This is a genomic window from Serratia sp. TSO36, assembly GCF_057808395.1.
Map to the genome: position 1 here is coordinate 41,028 of NZ_JBJZOU010000029.1, position 15,501 is coordinate 56,528.

At 60.4% G+C, this 15,501-nt stretch carries 18 protein-coding genes; 8 read left to right on the plus strand and 10 right to left on the minus strand.

Annotated elements, in window-relative coordinates; translation table 11 throughout:
- Nucleotides 1-6: 6 nt before the first annotated feature.
- Nucleotides 7-426 carry a DUF805 domain-containing protein gene (locus tag ACK3CV_RS24380; protein WP_033639143.1) on the minus strand — a complete coding sequence of 140 codons (420 nt, stop codon included), beginning with the start codon at nucleotides 424-426 and terminating at the stop codon, nucleotides 7-9.
- A gap of 199 nt (nucleotides 427-625) precedes the next feature.
- On the opposite strand from ACK3CV_RS24380, the gene ACK3CV_RS24385 reads away from it, so the two are divergent.
- Nucleotides 626-1,210 carry a DUF1454 family protein gene (locus tag ACK3CV_RS24385; protein ID WP_049234145.1) on the plus strand — a complete coding sequence of 195 codons (585 nt, stop codon included), beginning with the start codon at nucleotides 626-628 and terminating at the stop codon, nucleotides 1,208-1,210.
- Nucleotides 1,211-1,337: 127 nt separating this feature from the next.
- Entirely contained in the window at nucleotides 1,338-2,105 is a 768-nt protein-coding gene (gene tpiA / locus ACK3CV_RS24390) for a triose-phosphate isomerase (protein WP_004931113.1), read from the plus strand.
- A gap of 65 nt (nucleotides 2,106-2,170) precedes the next feature.
- On the opposite strand, the gene ACK3CV_RS24395 is transcribed toward tpiA, so the two are convergent.
- The 4 genes from ACK3CV_RS24395 to cpxP all read right to left on the minus strand — a co-directional run bounded on the left by ACK3CV_RS24395 (nucleotide 2,171) and on the right by cpxP (nucleotide 6,055).
- A complete protein-coding gene (locus ACK3CV_RS24395; RefSeq protein WP_033636447.1) occupies nucleotides 2,171-3,160 on the minus strand; it encodes a sulfate ABC transporter substrate-binding protein in 990 nt (329 codons plus the stop codon).
- Between the two features lie 186 nt (nucleotides 3,161-3,346).
- Nucleotides 3,347-4,309 (minus strand): 6-phosphofructokinase, encoded by a 963-nt coding sequence (gene pfkA, locus ACK3CV_RS24400; protein ID WP_004931116.1) that lies wholly within the window; start codon nucleotides 4,307-4,309, stop codon nucleotides 3,347-3,349.
- A 231-nt stretch (nucleotides 4,310-4,540) separates the two neighbouring features.
- Nucleotides 4,541-5,443, minus strand: a complete 903-nt coding sequence (gene fieF, locus ACK3CV_RS24405) for a CDF family cation-efflux transporter FieF (RefSeq protein ID WP_033636449.1) — start codon at nucleotides 5,441-5,443, stop codon at nucleotides 4,541-4,543.
- A 132-nt stretch (nucleotides 5,444-5,575) separates the two neighbouring features.
- Nucleotides 5,576-6,055, minus strand: coding sequence for a cell-envelope stress modulator CpxP (cpxP, locus tag ACK3CV_RS24410; RefSeq protein ID WP_004931122.1), 480 nt, complete (start codon nucleotides 6,053-6,055; stop codon nucleotides 5,576-5,578).
- A 148-nt stretch (nucleotides 6,056-6,203) separates the two neighbouring features.
- Here cpxP and cpxR point away from each other — a divergent pair, with 148 nt between their 5' ends.
- The 5 genes from cpxR to ACK3CV_RS24435 all read left to right on the plus strand — a co-directional run bounded on the left by cpxR (nucleotide 6,204) and on the right by ACK3CV_RS24435 (nucleotide 10,411).
- On the plus strand, nucleotides 6,204-6,902 hold the full coding sequence (gene cpxR, locus ACK3CV_RS24415; RefSeq protein ID WP_004931124.1) for an envelope stress response regulator transcription factor CpxR: 699 nt from the start codon (nucleotides 6,204-6,206) through the stop codon (nucleotides 6,900-6,902).
- A complete protein-coding gene (cpxA, locus tag ACK3CV_RS24420) occupies nucleotides 6,899-8,293 on the plus strand; it encodes an envelope stress sensor histidine kinase CpxA (protein WP_033636450.1) in 1,395 nt (464 codons plus the stop codon). The genes cpxR and cpxA overlap by 4 nt, the downstream gene beginning before the upstream one ends.
- A gap of 43 nt (nucleotides 8,294-8,336) precedes the next feature.
- A complete protein-coding gene (gene trmL / locus ACK3CV_RS24425; protein WP_033636451.1) occupies nucleotides 8,337-8,810 on the plus strand; it encodes a tRNA (uridine(34)/cytosine(34)/5-carboxymethylaminomethyluridine(34)-2'-O)-methyltransferase TrmL in 474 nt (157 codons plus the stop codon).
- 51 nt (nucleotides 8,811-8,861) lie between these two features.
- Nucleotides 8,862-9,635 carry a CHAD domain-containing protein gene (locus tag ACK3CV_RS24430; RefSeq protein WP_164040066.1) on the plus strand — a complete coding sequence of 258 codons (774 nt, stop codon included), beginning with the start codon at nucleotides 8,862-8,864 and terminating at the stop codon, nucleotides 9,633-9,635.
- Between the two features lie 104 nt (nucleotides 9,636-9,739).
- On the plus strand, nucleotides 9,740-10,411 hold the full coding sequence (locus tag ACK3CV_RS24435; RefSeq protein ID WP_039569514.1) for a DUF3313 domain-containing protein: 672 nt from the start codon (nucleotides 9,740-9,742) through the stop codon (nucleotides 10,409-10,411).
- A 61-nt stretch (nucleotides 10,412-10,472) separates the two neighbouring features.
- Here the strand turns inward: ACK3CV_RS24435 and cysE are convergent, their stop codons facing one another.
- From cysE to ACK3CV_RS24460, 5 genes are all read right to left on the minus strand, one after another.
- A complete protein-coding gene (cysE, locus tag ACK3CV_RS24440) occupies nucleotides 10,473-11,294 on the minus strand; it encodes a serine O-acetyltransferase (protein WP_004931135.1) in 822 nt (273 codons plus the stop codon).
- 103 nt (nucleotides 11,295-11,397) lie between these two features.
- Nucleotides 11,398-12,417 carry an NAD(P)H-dependent glycerol-3-phosphate dehydrogenase gene (gene gpsA, locus ACK3CV_RS24445; RefSeq protein ID WP_033636456.1) on the minus strand — a complete coding sequence of 340 codons (1,020 nt, stop codon included), beginning with the start codon at nucleotides 12,415-12,417 and terminating at the stop codon, nucleotides 11,398-11,400.
- Complete coding sequence (gene secB / locus ACK3CV_RS24450) at nucleotides 12,417-12,887, minus strand: protein-export chaperone SecB (RefSeq protein ID WP_004931139.1); 471 nt, start codon at nucleotides 12,885-12,887, stop codon at nucleotides 12,417-12,419. The genes gpsA and secB overlap by 1 nt, the downstream gene beginning before the upstream one ends.
- Nucleotides 12,888-12,944: 57 nt before the next feature.
- On the minus strand, nucleotides 12,945-13,193 hold the full coding sequence (gene grxC / locus ACK3CV_RS24455) for a glutaredoxin 3 (protein WP_004931142.1): 249 nt from the start codon (nucleotides 13,191-13,193) through the stop codon (nucleotides 12,945-12,947).
- Between the two features lie 28 nt (nucleotides 13,194-13,221).
- A complete protein-coding gene (locus ACK3CV_RS24460; protein ID WP_033649725.1) occupies nucleotides 13,222-13,656 on the minus strand; it encodes a rhodanese-like domain-containing protein in 435 nt (144 codons plus the stop codon).
- Between the two features lie 297 nt (nucleotides 13,657-13,953).
- Between ACK3CV_RS24460 and gpmM the strand changes: the two genes are divergently transcribed.
- Entirely contained in the window at nucleotides 13,954-15,498 is a 1,545-nt protein-coding gene (gene gpmM / locus ACK3CV_RS24465) for a 2,3-bisphosphoglycerate-independent phosphoglycerate mutase (RefSeq protein ID WP_164040065.1), read from the plus strand.
- Nucleotides 15,499-15,501 lie beyond the last annotated feature (3 nt).

Consider the following 15,501-nt stretch of genomic DNA (forward strand, 5'->3'; position numbering starts at 1 on the left):
AGGGGATCAGCGGAACTTCACCGGTTCGGCTTCCGGGCCGAACCGGTTATCCCCCGGCGTGCCGACGAAGGCACCCAGATCGATCATCATCATCACGATAATCAGCGTCGGAATGAAACGCCCGACGCCCCATTGCCAGATCGGCGCCAGCATCTGCCAGTTCCCCGCCGCCAGCATCCACGCCAGGATCAGCAGCAGCGCCCACCAGCCGGCCTTGTTGCGATCGTGCAGGCGCTTGACCAGCACCGCCGCCGTCGGCCACAGCAACGCCACGATAAAGAAGGCGATGGATTGGATGGCGATCAGCTGATAATTGGCCAGCGTAAACGCCGCCGCCATCAGCGCCAGCCACAGCCCCATCCAAATCCAGAAGTCGCGCCGCCCGATGCGGCCCTTAAAAGAAAAACACCACTGTTGTAACGTCATCGATTCCTGCGCTCTAAGCCTGCCCATATTCTGCGCCGCAGTGTAACATAGGCGCTGCCGGGCCGAGTTTTCCGCCTTGCATAACGCGGTGCGCCGCACAGCTTTCTCGTCAGCGAACCGATAATGGCGTGGGATCTTTGACAAGCCCCGCGGGTTATCGCTTTAATCGGAGCCATCTTTGTCCTTGATGCCATACGCCATGCTGAGAAAAACCCTCGTCATCGCCTGCCTGCTGCAGGCGGCCGCCAGCGCCTGGGCCGATCCGCCGCCCACCGAAGCGACGCCCGCCGCACCTTACCTGCTGGCCGGGGCGCCGACGTTCGATCTGACGGTGGTCAAATTCCGCGAAAAATACAACCGCGACAACCCGAAGCTGCCGATTGGCGAATTCCGCGCCATTCCCGCCGCCGAAGACGATTCGCCGCTGCTGACGCGCGCCGCCAGCAAACTCAACGAAAACCTGTACGCCTCCACCGCGCTGGAGAAAGGCACCGGTAAAATCAAAACGTTGCAGATCACTCATCTGCCGCTGCAGCAGACCAATGAAGAAAAAGCCGCGCGCGCCATCGCCATCAGCTACATGGCGGCGCTGATGCGCCAGTTCGAACCGGCGTTGACTGTGGAACAGAGCCAGAACAAGGTGAACAGCCTGCTGGAAAAAGGCAAAGGATCGCGCTTTTACCAACAGCAGGTCGGCGCCATTCGCTATGTCGTTTCGGACAACGGCGATAAAGGCGTAACCTTCGCGGTTGAACCGATTAAGCTGGCGCTTTCCGAGCCGTAACGGCGCGGCATTTAATGACGAAAAGCAAAGCCTTCGCGCTTAATGATCTCTATACTGTTGGGCAGGTAAACTGCCGGTCCGGCAGTTGTCATTTCGACTCTCGCGTTCCCTAGTTGGAGGAAAAAACATGCGTCATCCATTAGTTATGGGTAACTGGAAGCTTAACGGCAGCACCCACATGGTCAACGAACTGATCGCCGGCCTGCGCAATGAGCTGAGCAGCGTTGACGGCTGTGGCGTCGCCATCGCCCCGCCGGTGATGTATCTGGATCAGGCCAAGCACGCGCTGGCCGGCAGCCGCATCGCGCTGGGCGCGCAGAACGTGGACGTTAACCTGTCCGGCGCCTTCACCGGTGAAGTTTCCGCCAACATGCTGAAAGACGTCGGTGCCCAGTACATCATCATCGGCCACTCCGAGCGCCGCACCTACCACAAAGAAAGCGACGAAGTCATCGCCGAGAAATTCGCCGTGCTGAAAGAAGCCGGCTTGATCCCGGTGCTGTGCATCGGTGAAACCGAAGCGGAAAACGCCGCGGGCAAAACCGAAGAAGTGTGCGCGCGCCAGATCGACGCCGTGCTGAAAACGCTGGGCGCACCGGCGATGAAAGGCACCGTGATCGCCTATGAGCCGGTCTGGGCCATCGGCACCGGCAAATCCGCTACCCCTGCGCAGGCGCAGGCCGTGCACAAATTTATCCGTGACCACATCGCCAAGCACGATGCCGCGGTTGCCGCTGAAATCATCATCCAGTACGGCGGTTCGGTGAACGACAAGAACGCCGCAGAGCTGTTCTCTCAGCCGGACATCGACGGCGCGCTGGTTGGCGGCGCCTCGCTGAAAGCCGACGCTTTCGCCGTGATCGTCAAAGCCGCTGCCGCAGCAAAAAAAGCCTGATTCCCTTAGGCCTGCCATAAAAAAACCCCGGCTTGCCGGGGTTTTTTATTGCCGCTCAACCGGCATCAGCGTTTGCTTATCTCGTCGAACACGCCGCCGGTGGCGAAGTGCACCTTCTGCGCTTCGGTCCAGCCGCCGAAGGTGTCATCCACGGTGAACAGCTTCAGCTGCGGGAACTGCCCGGCAAACTTGGCCGCCACCGCCGCATCGCGCGGACGGTAATAGTGCTGCGCCGCGATGGTCTGCCCTTCCGGCGAATACAGATACTTCAGGTAGGCGGTCGCCACGTCGCGGGTACCGCGTTTATCGACCACCTTATCCACCACTGACACCGTCGGTTCGGCCAGGATCGATTCGCTCGGCGTAATAATCTCGAACTTGTCTTTGCCGAGCTCTTTCTCCGCCAGCAGCGCTTCGTTTTCCCAGGCGATCAGCACATCGCCGATGCCGCGCTCAACGAAGGTGTTGGTCGCGCCGCGCGCGCCGGAATCCAGCACTTCGACGTTCTTGTACAAGTTTTTGACGAAGTCCTGCGCCTTGGCCTTATCGTTGTTGTTGTGGTGCAACGCGTAGCCCCAGGCGGCCAGGTAGTTCCAGCGGGCGCCGCCGGAGGTTTTCGGGTTCGGGGTGATCACCGACACGCCCGGCTTGATCAAATCGGGCCAGTCGTGAATTTGTTTCGGGTTGCCTTTGCGCACCAGGAAGACGATGGTCGAGGTGTAAGGCGCCGAGTTGTCCGGCAGGCGCTTGATCCAGTCTTTCTCGATGCGCCCGCGTTCGGCGATGGCATCGACGTCATAAGCTAACGCCAGCGTCACCACGTCGGCCTCGATGCCGTTGATCACCGAGGTCGCCTGTTTGCCGGATCCGCCATGCGACTGGCGCACCGTCACCTTGTCGCCGGTTTCCGCCTGATAGTGCTTGCTGAATGCCGTGTTGTAAGCCTGATAGAACTCACGCGTCGGATCGTATGACACGTTCAGCAACTGAATATCCTTCGCCATGGCGCCGGACGCCAACAGCACCAATGTCAGACCTACACCCCATTTACGCATCGACAGGCTCTCCCAGAAAATTAAGCGCAACCTCAATCGGTTGGTTTAGCATCAGAGCCTGCCAGAAACTTTCCCGGCAATTAAAGAATAAAAAATTTTGGGATAGATGATTCCGGAATATATCGCCAGCGGGCATCAAAAAGCCCCCGCAAGCGGAGGCTCTTTTGTCGTGCGGTGAGCGGCGTATCAGTACAGCTTTTTCGCCGTTTCCAGCCAGTCGCCCTTGAACGGACGCTTCATGTTTTCGATCGCGTCGATGATGTCGTGGTGCACCATTTTTTCGTTCTGGATACCGACGCAGCGGCCGCCGTAGCCCTGCAGCAGCAGCTCGATGGCGTAGGCGCCCATGCGCGAGGCCAGGATGCGGTCGTAGGCAACCGGTGAACCGCCGCGTTGAATGTGGCCCAGCACGGTGGCGCGGGTTTCACGCTTGGTTTCCTGCTCGATGTGGCGCGCCAGCTCATCGATGTCGCAGATGTGCTCGGTGATCGCCACGATGGCGTGTTTTTTACCCTTGGCGATACCGGCCTTGATTTCGCACACCAGATCTTCGCGGTTGAATTCGATTTCAGGCAGCACGATGAATTCGCAGCCGCCGGCAATCGCCGCCGCCAGCGTCAGATCGCCGCAGTAACGGCCCATCACTTCCACGATGGAGATACGCTGGTGCGAAGAGGAGGTATCGCGCAGGCGGTCAATCGCTTCCACCACGGTTTCCAGCGCGGTGAAGTAACCGATGGTGTAGTCGGTGCCGGCAACGTCGTTATCGATGGTGCCCGGCAGACCGATGCACGGGAAGCCTTCTTCCGTCAGGCGTTTGGCGCCCATGTAGGAACCGTCGCCGCCGATCACCACCAGCGCGTCGATGCCGCGATTCTTCAGGTTTTCAATCGCCTTGGCGCGCACGTTTTCATCCCTGAACTCCGGGAAGCGGGCAGAGCCGAGGAAGGTGCCACCGCGGTTGATCATGTCGGACACGCTATAGCGGTCCAGCTGCTCCATGCGATCTTCGTACAAGCCAAGGTAGCCATCGTAAATACCAAAAACTTCCAGACCTTCTGAAAGCGCAGAACGCACAACGCCGCGGATTGCAGCGTTCATACCCGGCGAATCACCGCCGCTCGTCAGTACACCGATTTTCTTGATCATGACTACCTCTGAACTGTGTAGATGCAATTTCTTAAGAATTCTGTCTCCGCCGATCGTCTTGAAACCTCTCCGGCTGCAGAAAACCAGCTTTACGGCTTATTGCTGGATATTATATCAAAAACACCCAGCTGAATTGATTCAAGTCACGCAATATAACGGTAAAAACACCGCATGGCACGCTGAGCTAACTCAGATATTCATGATAATACTTCGATCTGTGCCTCTATCTGATTATAGCTCCCAATGCCCCTGCCTACCCGGCGGCACCACGGAGCACGGATCCAGGTGAATGATGACGTCCGCCCCCGAAAAACGTTGCCGCAGCGCCTGTTCCACCTGATCGGCCAACCGGTGCGCCTCGCGCAGCGGCAGCGTGTCTTCCATCTCCAGATGCAGTTGGATGAAACGCGTCGGCCCCGACTGCCGCGTGCGCAGATCGTGCGCGCCTTTCACCCCGGGCCAGGAGGAAACCACCTCGATAATCGCCTGGCGCTCGTCATCCGGCAACGCCCGATCCAGCAGCGACTGCACCGCTTCGTAGCCCATGCGCAGCGCGCTATACAGGATGTAAACGCCGATGCCCAGCGCGAACAGCGCGTCCGCCCGCCGGAAGCCGTACCAGCTTAGCCCAAGAGCGATAAGAATAGCACCATTCATCATGACATCTGACTGATAATGCAGCATATCTGCACGCACCGCCTGGCTGCGCGTTTTTCTGACCACCCAACGTTGATAGGTGACCAGAATCAGGGTGCTGATCAACGCGATCACCGTCACGACGACCCCAACGCCGGGATCGCGCAGCGTTTGCGGCGCATACAAATGCTGGAAGCCGGTGAGAAACAAAAACAGGGCGGAACCGGAAATAAACATGCTTTGCGCCAGCGCTGCCAGCGACTCCGCTTTGCCGTGGCCAAAGGTATGCTCGGCATCGGCCGGCTGCAGCGAATAACGCACCACCAGAAGGTTGGTCAGCGAGGCGGCGATATCGACCAGCGAATCCACCAGCGCCGCCAGCAGGCTGACCGAACCGGTGTGGTACCAGGCGACGATTTTGATCAACAGCAGTGACGACGCCAGCGCGGTAGCGGCCAACGCAGCGGACTTTACCAGGCGTGCATAGCGCTGTTCCATCAAGGGATCCCGGTCAAAAGGTGTGGCGCTCAATATAGCGAAATGTCGGATAAAAAAAACCCCGCCATCATGGCGGGGAAGACAGGGATGGTGTCTATGGCAAGGAAAAACAGGGGACTACTCAGTCGTACTTCACTTCTGGGCAGAAGCTTGTTGCAAACCAGAAATCTGTTGCTCCATCTGCTGCATACGCTGCTGATGTTTCTGGTCTAAAACACTTTTTTGCTCTGGCGTCAGCAGGTTATACATTTGGTTGCGCACCCGGGCCATCTCGACCTGGCGCTTGACCTGCTGTTGGGCCATCTTTTCCGCCTGGGCATACACGGCGGCTTCGTCAAATTTCTCTGCGGTCACCAGTTTATGCATGGCTTCCATTTCAGCTACATTGACACCAGGCAGATCGTGCCGGGCCTGGCGCATCAAGTCGCGCATTTGCTGGCGCTGCTGTTCGCTGAGGCTGACACCGTCGAACATATGGTGTTGGCCGGGTATTCGGGTCATCGCGTCGTTGCCGGGAGGTTGGGCTGTGTCCGGTATAGTGTCGGCAGCGAAGGCAGCGGTCGAACCAATTGCCAGCAGTGATGCCATAACTAATGCGGTCACCTTACGCATTTCAACTCCTCAAGCTTTCTCACTTTGCGAATCAACGAGGAGCAGTGTACCGCTACACCTGAAAACCTGCGTCAGTGCATGTAAAACTACGTAAAGTCATGGAATGGCAACAGTTGATGACGTATTTTGCGTCTGGAGGTAAATCATAATGAACAAGATTCTGTTAGTTGACGACGACCGCGAGTTGACCTCGCTGTTAAAAGAACTGCTTGAAATGGAAGGTTTTAATATCGTCGTCGCGCACGATGGCGAGCAGGCGTTGTCGCTGCTGGACAGCTCCGTCGATCTGCTGCTGCTCGACATCATGATGCCGAAGAAAAACGGCATCGATACGCTGAAAGAACTGCGCCAACATCACCAGACGCCGGTCATCATGCTGACCGCGCGCGGCAGCGAACTGGACCGCGTGCTGGGCCTGGAGCTGGGCGCCGATGATTACCTGCCGAAACCCTTTAACGATCGCGAACTGGTCGCGCGCATTCGCGCCATTCTGCGCCGTTCCAACTGGAGCGAACAGCAGCAGCAGGTCGACAGCGGCGCCCCAACGCTGGATGTCGATGGCCTGCAGCTGAACCCCGGTCGCCAGGAGGCCAGCTTCGACGGCCAGGTGCTGGATCTGACCGGCACCGAATTCACCCTGCTTTACCTGCTGGCGCAGCATCTCGGCCAGGTGGTGTCGCGCGAACTGCTGAGCCAGGAAGTGCTGGGCAAACGCCTGACCCCGTTCGATCGCGCCATCGACATGCACATCTCCAACCTGCGGCGTAAGCTGCCGGATCGCAAAGACGGGCATCCGTGGTTCAAAACCCTGCGCGGGCGTGGTTATTTGATGGTATCTGCAACATGATCAACAGTTTGACGGCACGCATCTTCGCCATTTTCTGGTTCACGTTAGCCCTGGTGCTAATGTTGGTGCTGATGGTGCCCAAGCTCGACTCCCGCCAAATGACCTCGCTGCTCGACAGCGAACAGCGGCAGGGATTGATGCTGGAACAGCACGTGGAGGCCGAGTTGCAAAACGATCCGGCCAACGATTTGATGTGGTGGCGCCGCCTGTTCCGCGCCATCGACAAATGGGCGCCGCCGGGCCAACGCCTGCTGCTGGTCACCAGCGAAGGCCGGGTGATCGGCGCGCAGCGCAATGAAATGCAGATCGTCCGCAACTTCATCGGCCAATCCGACAACTCGGATCATCCAAAGAAGAAAAAGTACGGCCGCGTCGAGCTGGTAGGGCCGTTCGCGGTGCGCGACGGCGAAGACAACTACCAGCTGTACCTGATCCGTCCCGCCAACAGCCCGCAATCCGATTTCATCAACCTGATGTTCGACCGGCCGCTGCTGCTGCTGATCGTCACCATGCTGATCAGCGCCCCGCTGCTGCTGTGGCTGGCCTGGAGCCTGGCGAAACCGGCGCGCAAGCTGAAAAACGCCGCCGATGAAGTAGCGCGCGGCAACCTGAAGCAGCATCCGGAACTGGAGGCCGGCCCGCAGGAGTTCCTGGCCACCGGCGCCAGCTTCAACCAGATGGTCAGCGCGCTGGAACGCATGATGAATGCTCAGCAACGCCTGATATCGGACATCTCGCACGAGCTGCGCACGCCGCTGACGCGCCTGCAGCTGGCCACCGCGCTGATGCGCCGCCGCCACGGCGAAGGCCACGAACTGGCGCGCATCGAAACCGAAGCGCAGCGGCTGGATTCGATGATCAACGATCTGCTGGCGCTGTCGCGCGGTCAGCAGAAGAGCGAGCTGGCGCGCGAGCAGCTGAAGGCCAACGAACTGTGGGCCGACGTGCTGGACAACGCCCGTTTCGAAGCGGAACAGATGGGCAAGCAGTTGGAGATCACCGCGCCGCCCGGCCCATGGACGCTGTTTGGCAACGCGAGCGCGCTGGACAGCGCGTTGGAAAACATCGTGCGCAACGCCCTGCGTTATTCGCACACCCGCATCGCCGTGGCGTTCAGCGCCGATAATCAGGGCGTGACCATCCAGGTTGACGACGACGGCCCCGGCGTCAGCGCCGAAGACCGCGAGCAGATCTTCCGTCCGTTCTATCGCACCGACGAGGCGCGCGACCGCGAATCCGGCGGCACCGGCCTCGGCCTGGCAATAGTCGAGGCGGCTATTAACCAGCATCGCGGCTGGGTGAAGGCCGAAGACAGTCCGCTTGGCGGCCTGCGGTTGGTGCTGTGGCTGCCGCTGCATCATCAACGTCTGTCGACTAAGACAGAACAGTAAGAGTTTGCTATCCTGCGCCCCTCGTTCACGAGGGGCCTGCAACATGCTGAACATCGTTTTATTTGAACCCGAAATTCCACCCAACACCGGCAATATCATCCGCCTGTGCGCCAATACCGGCTTTAACCTGCACCTGATCGAACCGCTGGGTTTCCCGTGGGACGACAAGCGCCTGCGCCGCGCCGGGCTGGACTACCATGAGTTCACCCGCGTCAGCCGTCATGCCGATTACGCCGCCTTTCTCGCCGCCGAAAAGCCGCAACGGCTGTTTGCCCTCACCACCAAAGGCACGCCAGCGCACAGCGCCGTCAGCTATCAAGCCGGCGACTACCTGCTGTTCGGCCCGGAAACGCGCGGGTTACCCGCCGATATCCTCGATGCGCTGCCTGCGCAGCAAAAAATCCGCATCCCGATGCAGGCGCAAAGCCGCAGCATGAACCTGTCGAATGCCGTCTCGGTGGTCGTGTATGAGGCCTGGCGGCAGCTGGACTATGCCGGCGCGCTGATCAAGGCGTAATCCGCGACGACGCGCCATACTGAAAGGGTCATCCTCTCCAGAGCACGGCACATGGCTTTCGTCGCAGATATTGTCACCCAGCTTCGCCGGCTTGAGCCGGCGCTGAACGAGGCGCTGTTGCGGCTGCAACAGGCGCAAGACACCGAAGCGCTGCACGACTTGCGCGTCTGTCTGCGCCGCATTCGCAGCCTGCTGCGCCCGTTGCGCGGCTGCCCCGGCGCAACGCGGCTCGATCGGGCCGCCGCCGAGTTGGGCAGGTTCACGACGCCGCTGCGCGATCTCGAGGTACTGATCGCCGAACTGGCGCGCCATCGCCTGGATTGGCAGGCCAACGTGCGCCAGAGCGATCTTCAGGCCCGCTACCGTCAACTGCTCGCCCATCCGCAGATCATCGACTTTCCCTCGCTGTTGCACGCCTGGCCGCGCCGCTTCCGCCGCACGGCGCGACGCACCGCCAAACACCGCCTGAACCGACGCCTGCAGCGCCAGCAACAGCAATTGCGCCGGGCATTGGCCGATACCGGCTACGATCGCCACCGCCTGCGGCTGCTGATAAAGCGCCTGCGCTACGCGGCCGAAGCCTATCCGCGACGCCTTCCCCTCTCTCCCGCCGCGATGGCGGGCCTCAAGGCGGCGCAAAGCGCTCTCGGCGACTGGCACGATCGTGAGGTCTGGTGCCTGCAGGCAGAACATCAGGCGGATCTCTGGCCCTTGTTGCCCCGGTGGCAAGCTGAGCAACGCCAGACGCTGGCCAAGGCAGACGCCTTGCTCGCCGCCTTATCGTCGGCGCTGGCGGCGAAAACCGGCGGCGCATCACGATCCTGAAAAAAGGCCGCGGCAGGGCACGCCCGGCCCCGAAAATGCCCGATGAGGCGTAGATAATGCGCTATGTTTTGTAAGGGTAATCACCACTCATCATAGGAAACCATATGAAGAAACAACGCTTGAGCGTTGCCATGGCGGTTCTGGCAGCGGGCCTGTTGCTGGCGGGTTGTTCGTCCAAAGTCACCCAAACGTCGCAGTATTCGGGCTTCTTGTCCGATTACAGCAAACTGCAGGAAACCACCTCGCCAAGCGGCCATAAAACGCTGCGCTGGATAGATCCAAGCTACAAGGAATCCAACTATCGCGGTCTCTATTTCCAACCGGTGGTCTATTTCCCGGCGGAGAAACCCACGGCGCGCGTCAGCCAGGACACGCTGAACAAGATTAAGGCCTACGCGACCCAGCGGATCAAAACCGCGCTGCAGAACCGCTTCACCATTCTGCCAAGCCCGACGGGCTCGCGCGTGCTGGTGGCCAAGCTCGCCATCACCGCCGTTTCCGCCGAAAATGAAGACATGAAATTCTATGAGGTGGTGCCGGTCGCCGCGGTGGTCGCCAGCACCATGGCTGCTACCGGGCACCGGACGCAAAATACCGCGCTGTATATCGAAGGCGAGCTGATCGACCAAGATACCGGTAAAACGGTGATGGAAGTGGTACGCAAGGCCTACGGCAAAACCGTCAACAACGACAGCACGCCGGTCACGGCGGATGACGTCAAGGCGGCGATCGACGACATCGTCACCGATATCACCAACTTCCCGAAACAGGGCTGACCGCCGCCTGAAAAACACAGGGGGAGCCGAAGCTCCCCCTGAATGGCTGCACAGACGGCGCTCAAATGCCGTCGCCGTACTCGAAGCCGTGATTGGTGCCGTTAAAGTATTGGTCCATATCCATCGACGGCGTATCGCTCTCCGGCCGCCCGACGATGCGCGCCGGCACGCCGGCGGCGGTGGTGTGCGGCGGTATCGCCTGCAAGACCACCGAGCCCGCGCCGATCTTCGCGCCCTTGCCCACTTCGATATTGCCGAGAATTTTGGCGCCGGCGCCAATCATCACCCCTTCGCGGATTTTCGGGTGACGGTCGCCGCTGGTTTTACCGGTACCGCCCAGGGTGACCGACTGCAGGATAGAGACATTGTTCTCCACCACCGCCGTTTCACCGATCACGATGCCGGTGGCGTGGTCGAGCATGATGCCGCAGCCGATGGTCGCCGCCGGGTGGATGTCCACGCCGAAGGCGACGGAAATTTGATTTTGCAGGTAGATAGCCAGCGCTTGCCGCCCTTGCTGCCACAACCAGTGACCGATGCGGTAAGCCTGCAGCGCATGGAACCCTTTCAGGTAAAGCAGCGGCGTGGAGTATTTATCGACCGCCGGGTCGCGCAGCCGTACCGCGAGGATATCGCGCGCCGCCGACACGATCATCTGGTTGTCGGACTTGTAGGCCTCTTCCACCACCTCGCGCACCGCGATGGCGGGCATGATCGGCGTCGCCAGCTTGTTGGCCAGCATATAGCTGAGCGCGCTGCCCAGGTTCTCGTGCTTGAGCAACGTCGCATGGAAAAAGCTGGCCAGCATCGGTTCACAATCAGCCAGTGCTCGCGCTTCTGATTTAATGCTGTTCCAGACCTGTTCCAACTCTTCTGACGACATCACATTCCTCTCTGCCTTGCCAAACGGGCCGCTTCACACGGTAGCGCGAAGCGGCCCAGGTCATTAGCGGGGTCAGCATGCTGCCCCGACATATCGTTTTATGTCACGCGCTGGGTTTTTCGTCCTTTCGGGCTCGCCCCAGCAGGCTCAGCGCCGCTTCGCGGGCGTCTTTATGGCAGTAAAGCACCTGATAAATCTGTTCAGTGATCGGCATTTCCACACCGTGCCGCTGCGCCAGCGCCAACACCTCTTTGGTATTGCGATAGCCCTCGACCACCTGACCGATGCTGTCCTGCGCTTCCTGCACGCCTTTGCCCTGCCCCAGCATAATGCCGAAGCGGCGGTTGCGCGATTGGTTGTCCGTGCAGGTTAGCACCAGATCCCCCAGCCCCGCCATGCCCATGAACGTCGAAGGATCGGCGCCCAGCGCAGAACCCAGACGGCTCATTTCCGCCAGCCCGCGTGTAATCAACGCGGTGCGGGCGTTGGCGCCGAAACCGATGCCGTCGGACATGCCGGCGCCGATGGCGATCACGTTCTTCACCGCGCCGCCAAGCTGCACGCCGATGAAATCGGGATTGCTGTAGACGCGGAAGCTCTTGCCGCAGTGCAACAGCTGTTGCAGATCGTCGGCGAACTGCGCATCGGTCGCCGCCAGCGCGATCGCCGTCGGCAGGCCGGCGGCCAGCTCTTTGGCGAACGTCGGCCCAGAGAGCACCGCCAGCGGGATCGCCTCGCCCAGCGCCTCACGCGCCACGTCCTGCAGCAACCGGCCGGTTTCCGCTTCCAGCCCCTTGGTGGCCCACACGATGCGGGCGTCCGGGCGCAGATGCGGCTTCAGCTGGCGCAGCACGTCGCCGAACACGTGGCTCGGCACCACCACCAGCACGTCGCGGCTGGCCGCCAGCGCCCGCGCCAAATCGGCTTCAAGCAGCAGGGTATCGGGGAAGGGAACGTCGGGCAGAAACGCCTGATTGCAGCGATCTTGCTGCAACGTTTGAACTTGCGCGGGGTTATGTCCCCACAGCACCACGGTGTGGCCGTTACGCGCCAGCGTAATGGCCAATGCGGTGCCGTACGAGCCGGCACCGATGACAGTCATTGAAGCATTGACGGTGTTCATCAGGCATCCTGATGTGGTGCGGCACCTTCGCCTTCCGCCTGCTGCTGCAGATAGTTCATGAACAGCGCGTCAAAGTTGACCGGTGCCAGGTTCAGCTGCGGGAACGTACCGCGGGAAACCAGGCTGGTGATGCACTCGCGCGCATACGGGAACAGGATGTTCGGGCAGTATGCGCCCAGGCAATGCGCCAGCTGCGTGCCTTCGATGCCTGCTACCGAGAAGATGCCCGCCTGTTGCACTTCGCACAGGAACGCGGTCTCTTCGCCCAGGGTCGCCGTCACGGTTACGCGCAGTACCACTTCATACACTTCGTCAGCCAGCTGGCTGGACGCGGTATCCAGATCAAGTTTAACTTCCGGCTGCCATTCCTGCTGGAAAACCTGCGGCGCATTCGGCGCTTCGAAAGAGATGTCCTTGGTATAAATACGTTGGATCTGGAAAGCCATTTCGGTGCTGTTTTGTTCTGACATGTGAGTAATACCCTTGGTTAAACGTCCTTATTGACACTCGGTGAACCGGCAAGCTGCTTAAAGCAGTGGATCCAGGCCGCCGCGAGCATCGAGTTCATATAAATCATCGCAGCCGCCGATATGCCGGCCATCGATGAAAATCTGCGGCACGGTGGTGCGCCCGCTGCGCTCGATCATCACTTCGCGCTTAGCGTTATCGCCGTCGATGGCGATCTCGTTAAACGCCGCGCCCTTGCTGTTCAACAGCGCCTTGGCGCGATGGCAGAACGGACAGGTCGCTTTGGTGTAGATATCAATGTTAGCCATGGATTGCCACCTCAAATAGGTTAAACGGTTACTTACCGCGCACCAGCGGCAGGTTTTCTCCGCTCCAGCCGGAAATGCCGTCTTTCAGCATAGTCACCTTTTCAAAACCGGCCTTGCTCAGGTTCTCCGCCGGCTCGCGGGAGGCGGTGCCGTTGGCGCACACGACGATGATCGGCTGCGCTTTGTGTTTTTCCAGCTCGCCCAGGCTGCCGCTTTTGATTTCGCTGGCGGTCAGGTTGATGGCGTTGGCCAGGTGACCACGGCGAAAATCGTCGCGGCTGCGGGTGTCGACCACCACGGCTTCTTCTTTGTTGATCAGACGAATAGCTTCACCGCGGGCGATCTCTTTGACCTTGGAGAAACGGCTTTTGAAGGTCATGACGATCACGGCGACCAGCAGAGCGATCCAAGCCAGGCTCAGAATAGGGTGTCTGCTTACGAATGGCATAATTTCTTGCAGCATGGGGTGTAACAACTCCCGTCAGTTAAGGGATAAATAAGTCAAGGTTCCAGAGTATACCTGCCGAGTGCGGCAAATACAGCCAATAAGCAAGCGCGATTGCAGAAACTGCGGGCTGCGCTGAGAAATTCCCGACGTCAGAGCATAAAAGCCCGCGCGATTCGCCGCAACCTTGATCTCTTTGGGCTATTTATCGCCGGCGGCGATGTAAAATCAGCCGGTTTTTCGAGGGTGAATAGCCATGCTTGCGGCGGGCGCATGGCTATTCGCAGCTTAAAAAGTTCATAAGAGGTCAATGCAATGTCGAGCAACAAAAAACCGATGGTTCTGGTGATCCTGGACGGTTACGGCCACCGTGAAGAGCGGCAGGACAACGCGATCCTGAACGCCGGCACTCCGGTGATGGATCGCCTGTGGCGGGAGCAGCCGCATACGCTGATCGCCGCCTCCGGGCTGGATGTCGGCCTGCCCGATGGGCAAATGGGCAACTCCGAAGTCGGCCACGTCAACCTGGGCGCCGGGCGCATCGTGTACCAGGATCTGACCCGGCTGGACAAAGCGATCGCCGACGGCGACTTCTTCGCCAACCCGGTGCTGACCGCCGCGGTCGATAAGGCCGTAGCGGCCGGCAAGGCGGTGCACATCATGGGCCTGCTGTCGCCGGGCGGCGTGCACAGCCATGACGAGCACATTCTGGCCATGATCAAGCTGGCCGCCCAACGCGGCGCCAAAGCGGTTTATCTGCACGCCTTCCTCGACGGGCGCGACACGCCGCCGCGCAGCGCCGAAGCCCCGCTGCAACGCTGCCGCGACGCCTTCGCCGCGTTGGGCATCGGGCGCATCGCCTCGCTAATCGGCCGCTACTACGCGATGGACCGCGACAACCGCTGGGATCGCGTGCAACTGGCCTATGACCTGCTGACCGCGGCCAAAGGCGAGGCCGTGGCCGAGGATGCGATCGCCGGGCTGCAGGCCGCTTATCAGCGCGGTGAAAACGACGAGTTCGTCAGACCGACCGTGATCCGCGCCGCCGGTGAGGCCGATGCCGCGATGCAGGACGGCGACGCGTTGATCTTCATGAACTTCCGCGCCGACCGCGCGCGCCAGATCACCCGCGCCTTCGTGAACGCGGATTTCGACGGTTTCCCGCGCGCCAAACAGGTGCAGTTCGGCGAGTTCGTGATGCTGACCGAATACGCCGCCGACATCGCGACCGCCTGCGCCTATCCGCCGGCGTCGCTGGCCAACACCTTCGGCGAATGGCTGATGAAGCACGACAAAACCCAGTTGCGCATCTCGGAAACCGAAAAATACGCCCACGTCACCTTCTTCTATAACGGCGGCGTGGAAGCGCCGTTCAAGGGCGAAGACCGCGTGCTGGTCAACTCGCCGAAAGTCGCCACCTACGATCTGCAGCCGGAGATGAGCGCCGCCGATCTGACCGACAAGCTGCTGAGCGCCATCCGCAGCGGCAAATACGACGCCATTATCTGCAACTACCCGAACGGCGACATGGTGGGGCATACCGGCGTGTATGAAGCGGCGGTCAAAGCGGTGGAAACGCTGGACGCCTGCATCGCCCAGGTGGTTGACGCGGTGCGCGACGTCGACGGTCAGCTGCTGATCACCGCCGATCACGGCAACGCCGAGCAGATGCGCGATCCGGCCACCGGCCAGGCGCACACCGCCCACACCAGCCTGCCGGTGCCGCTGATTTACGTCGGTAAACCGGCGCGGGCGGTCGAAGGCGGCAAGCTTTCGGACATCGCGCCAACCCTGTTAACGCTGATGGGAATGGAAATCCCGCAAGAGATGACTGGTAAGCCGCTGTTCATCGTGGAATAATCC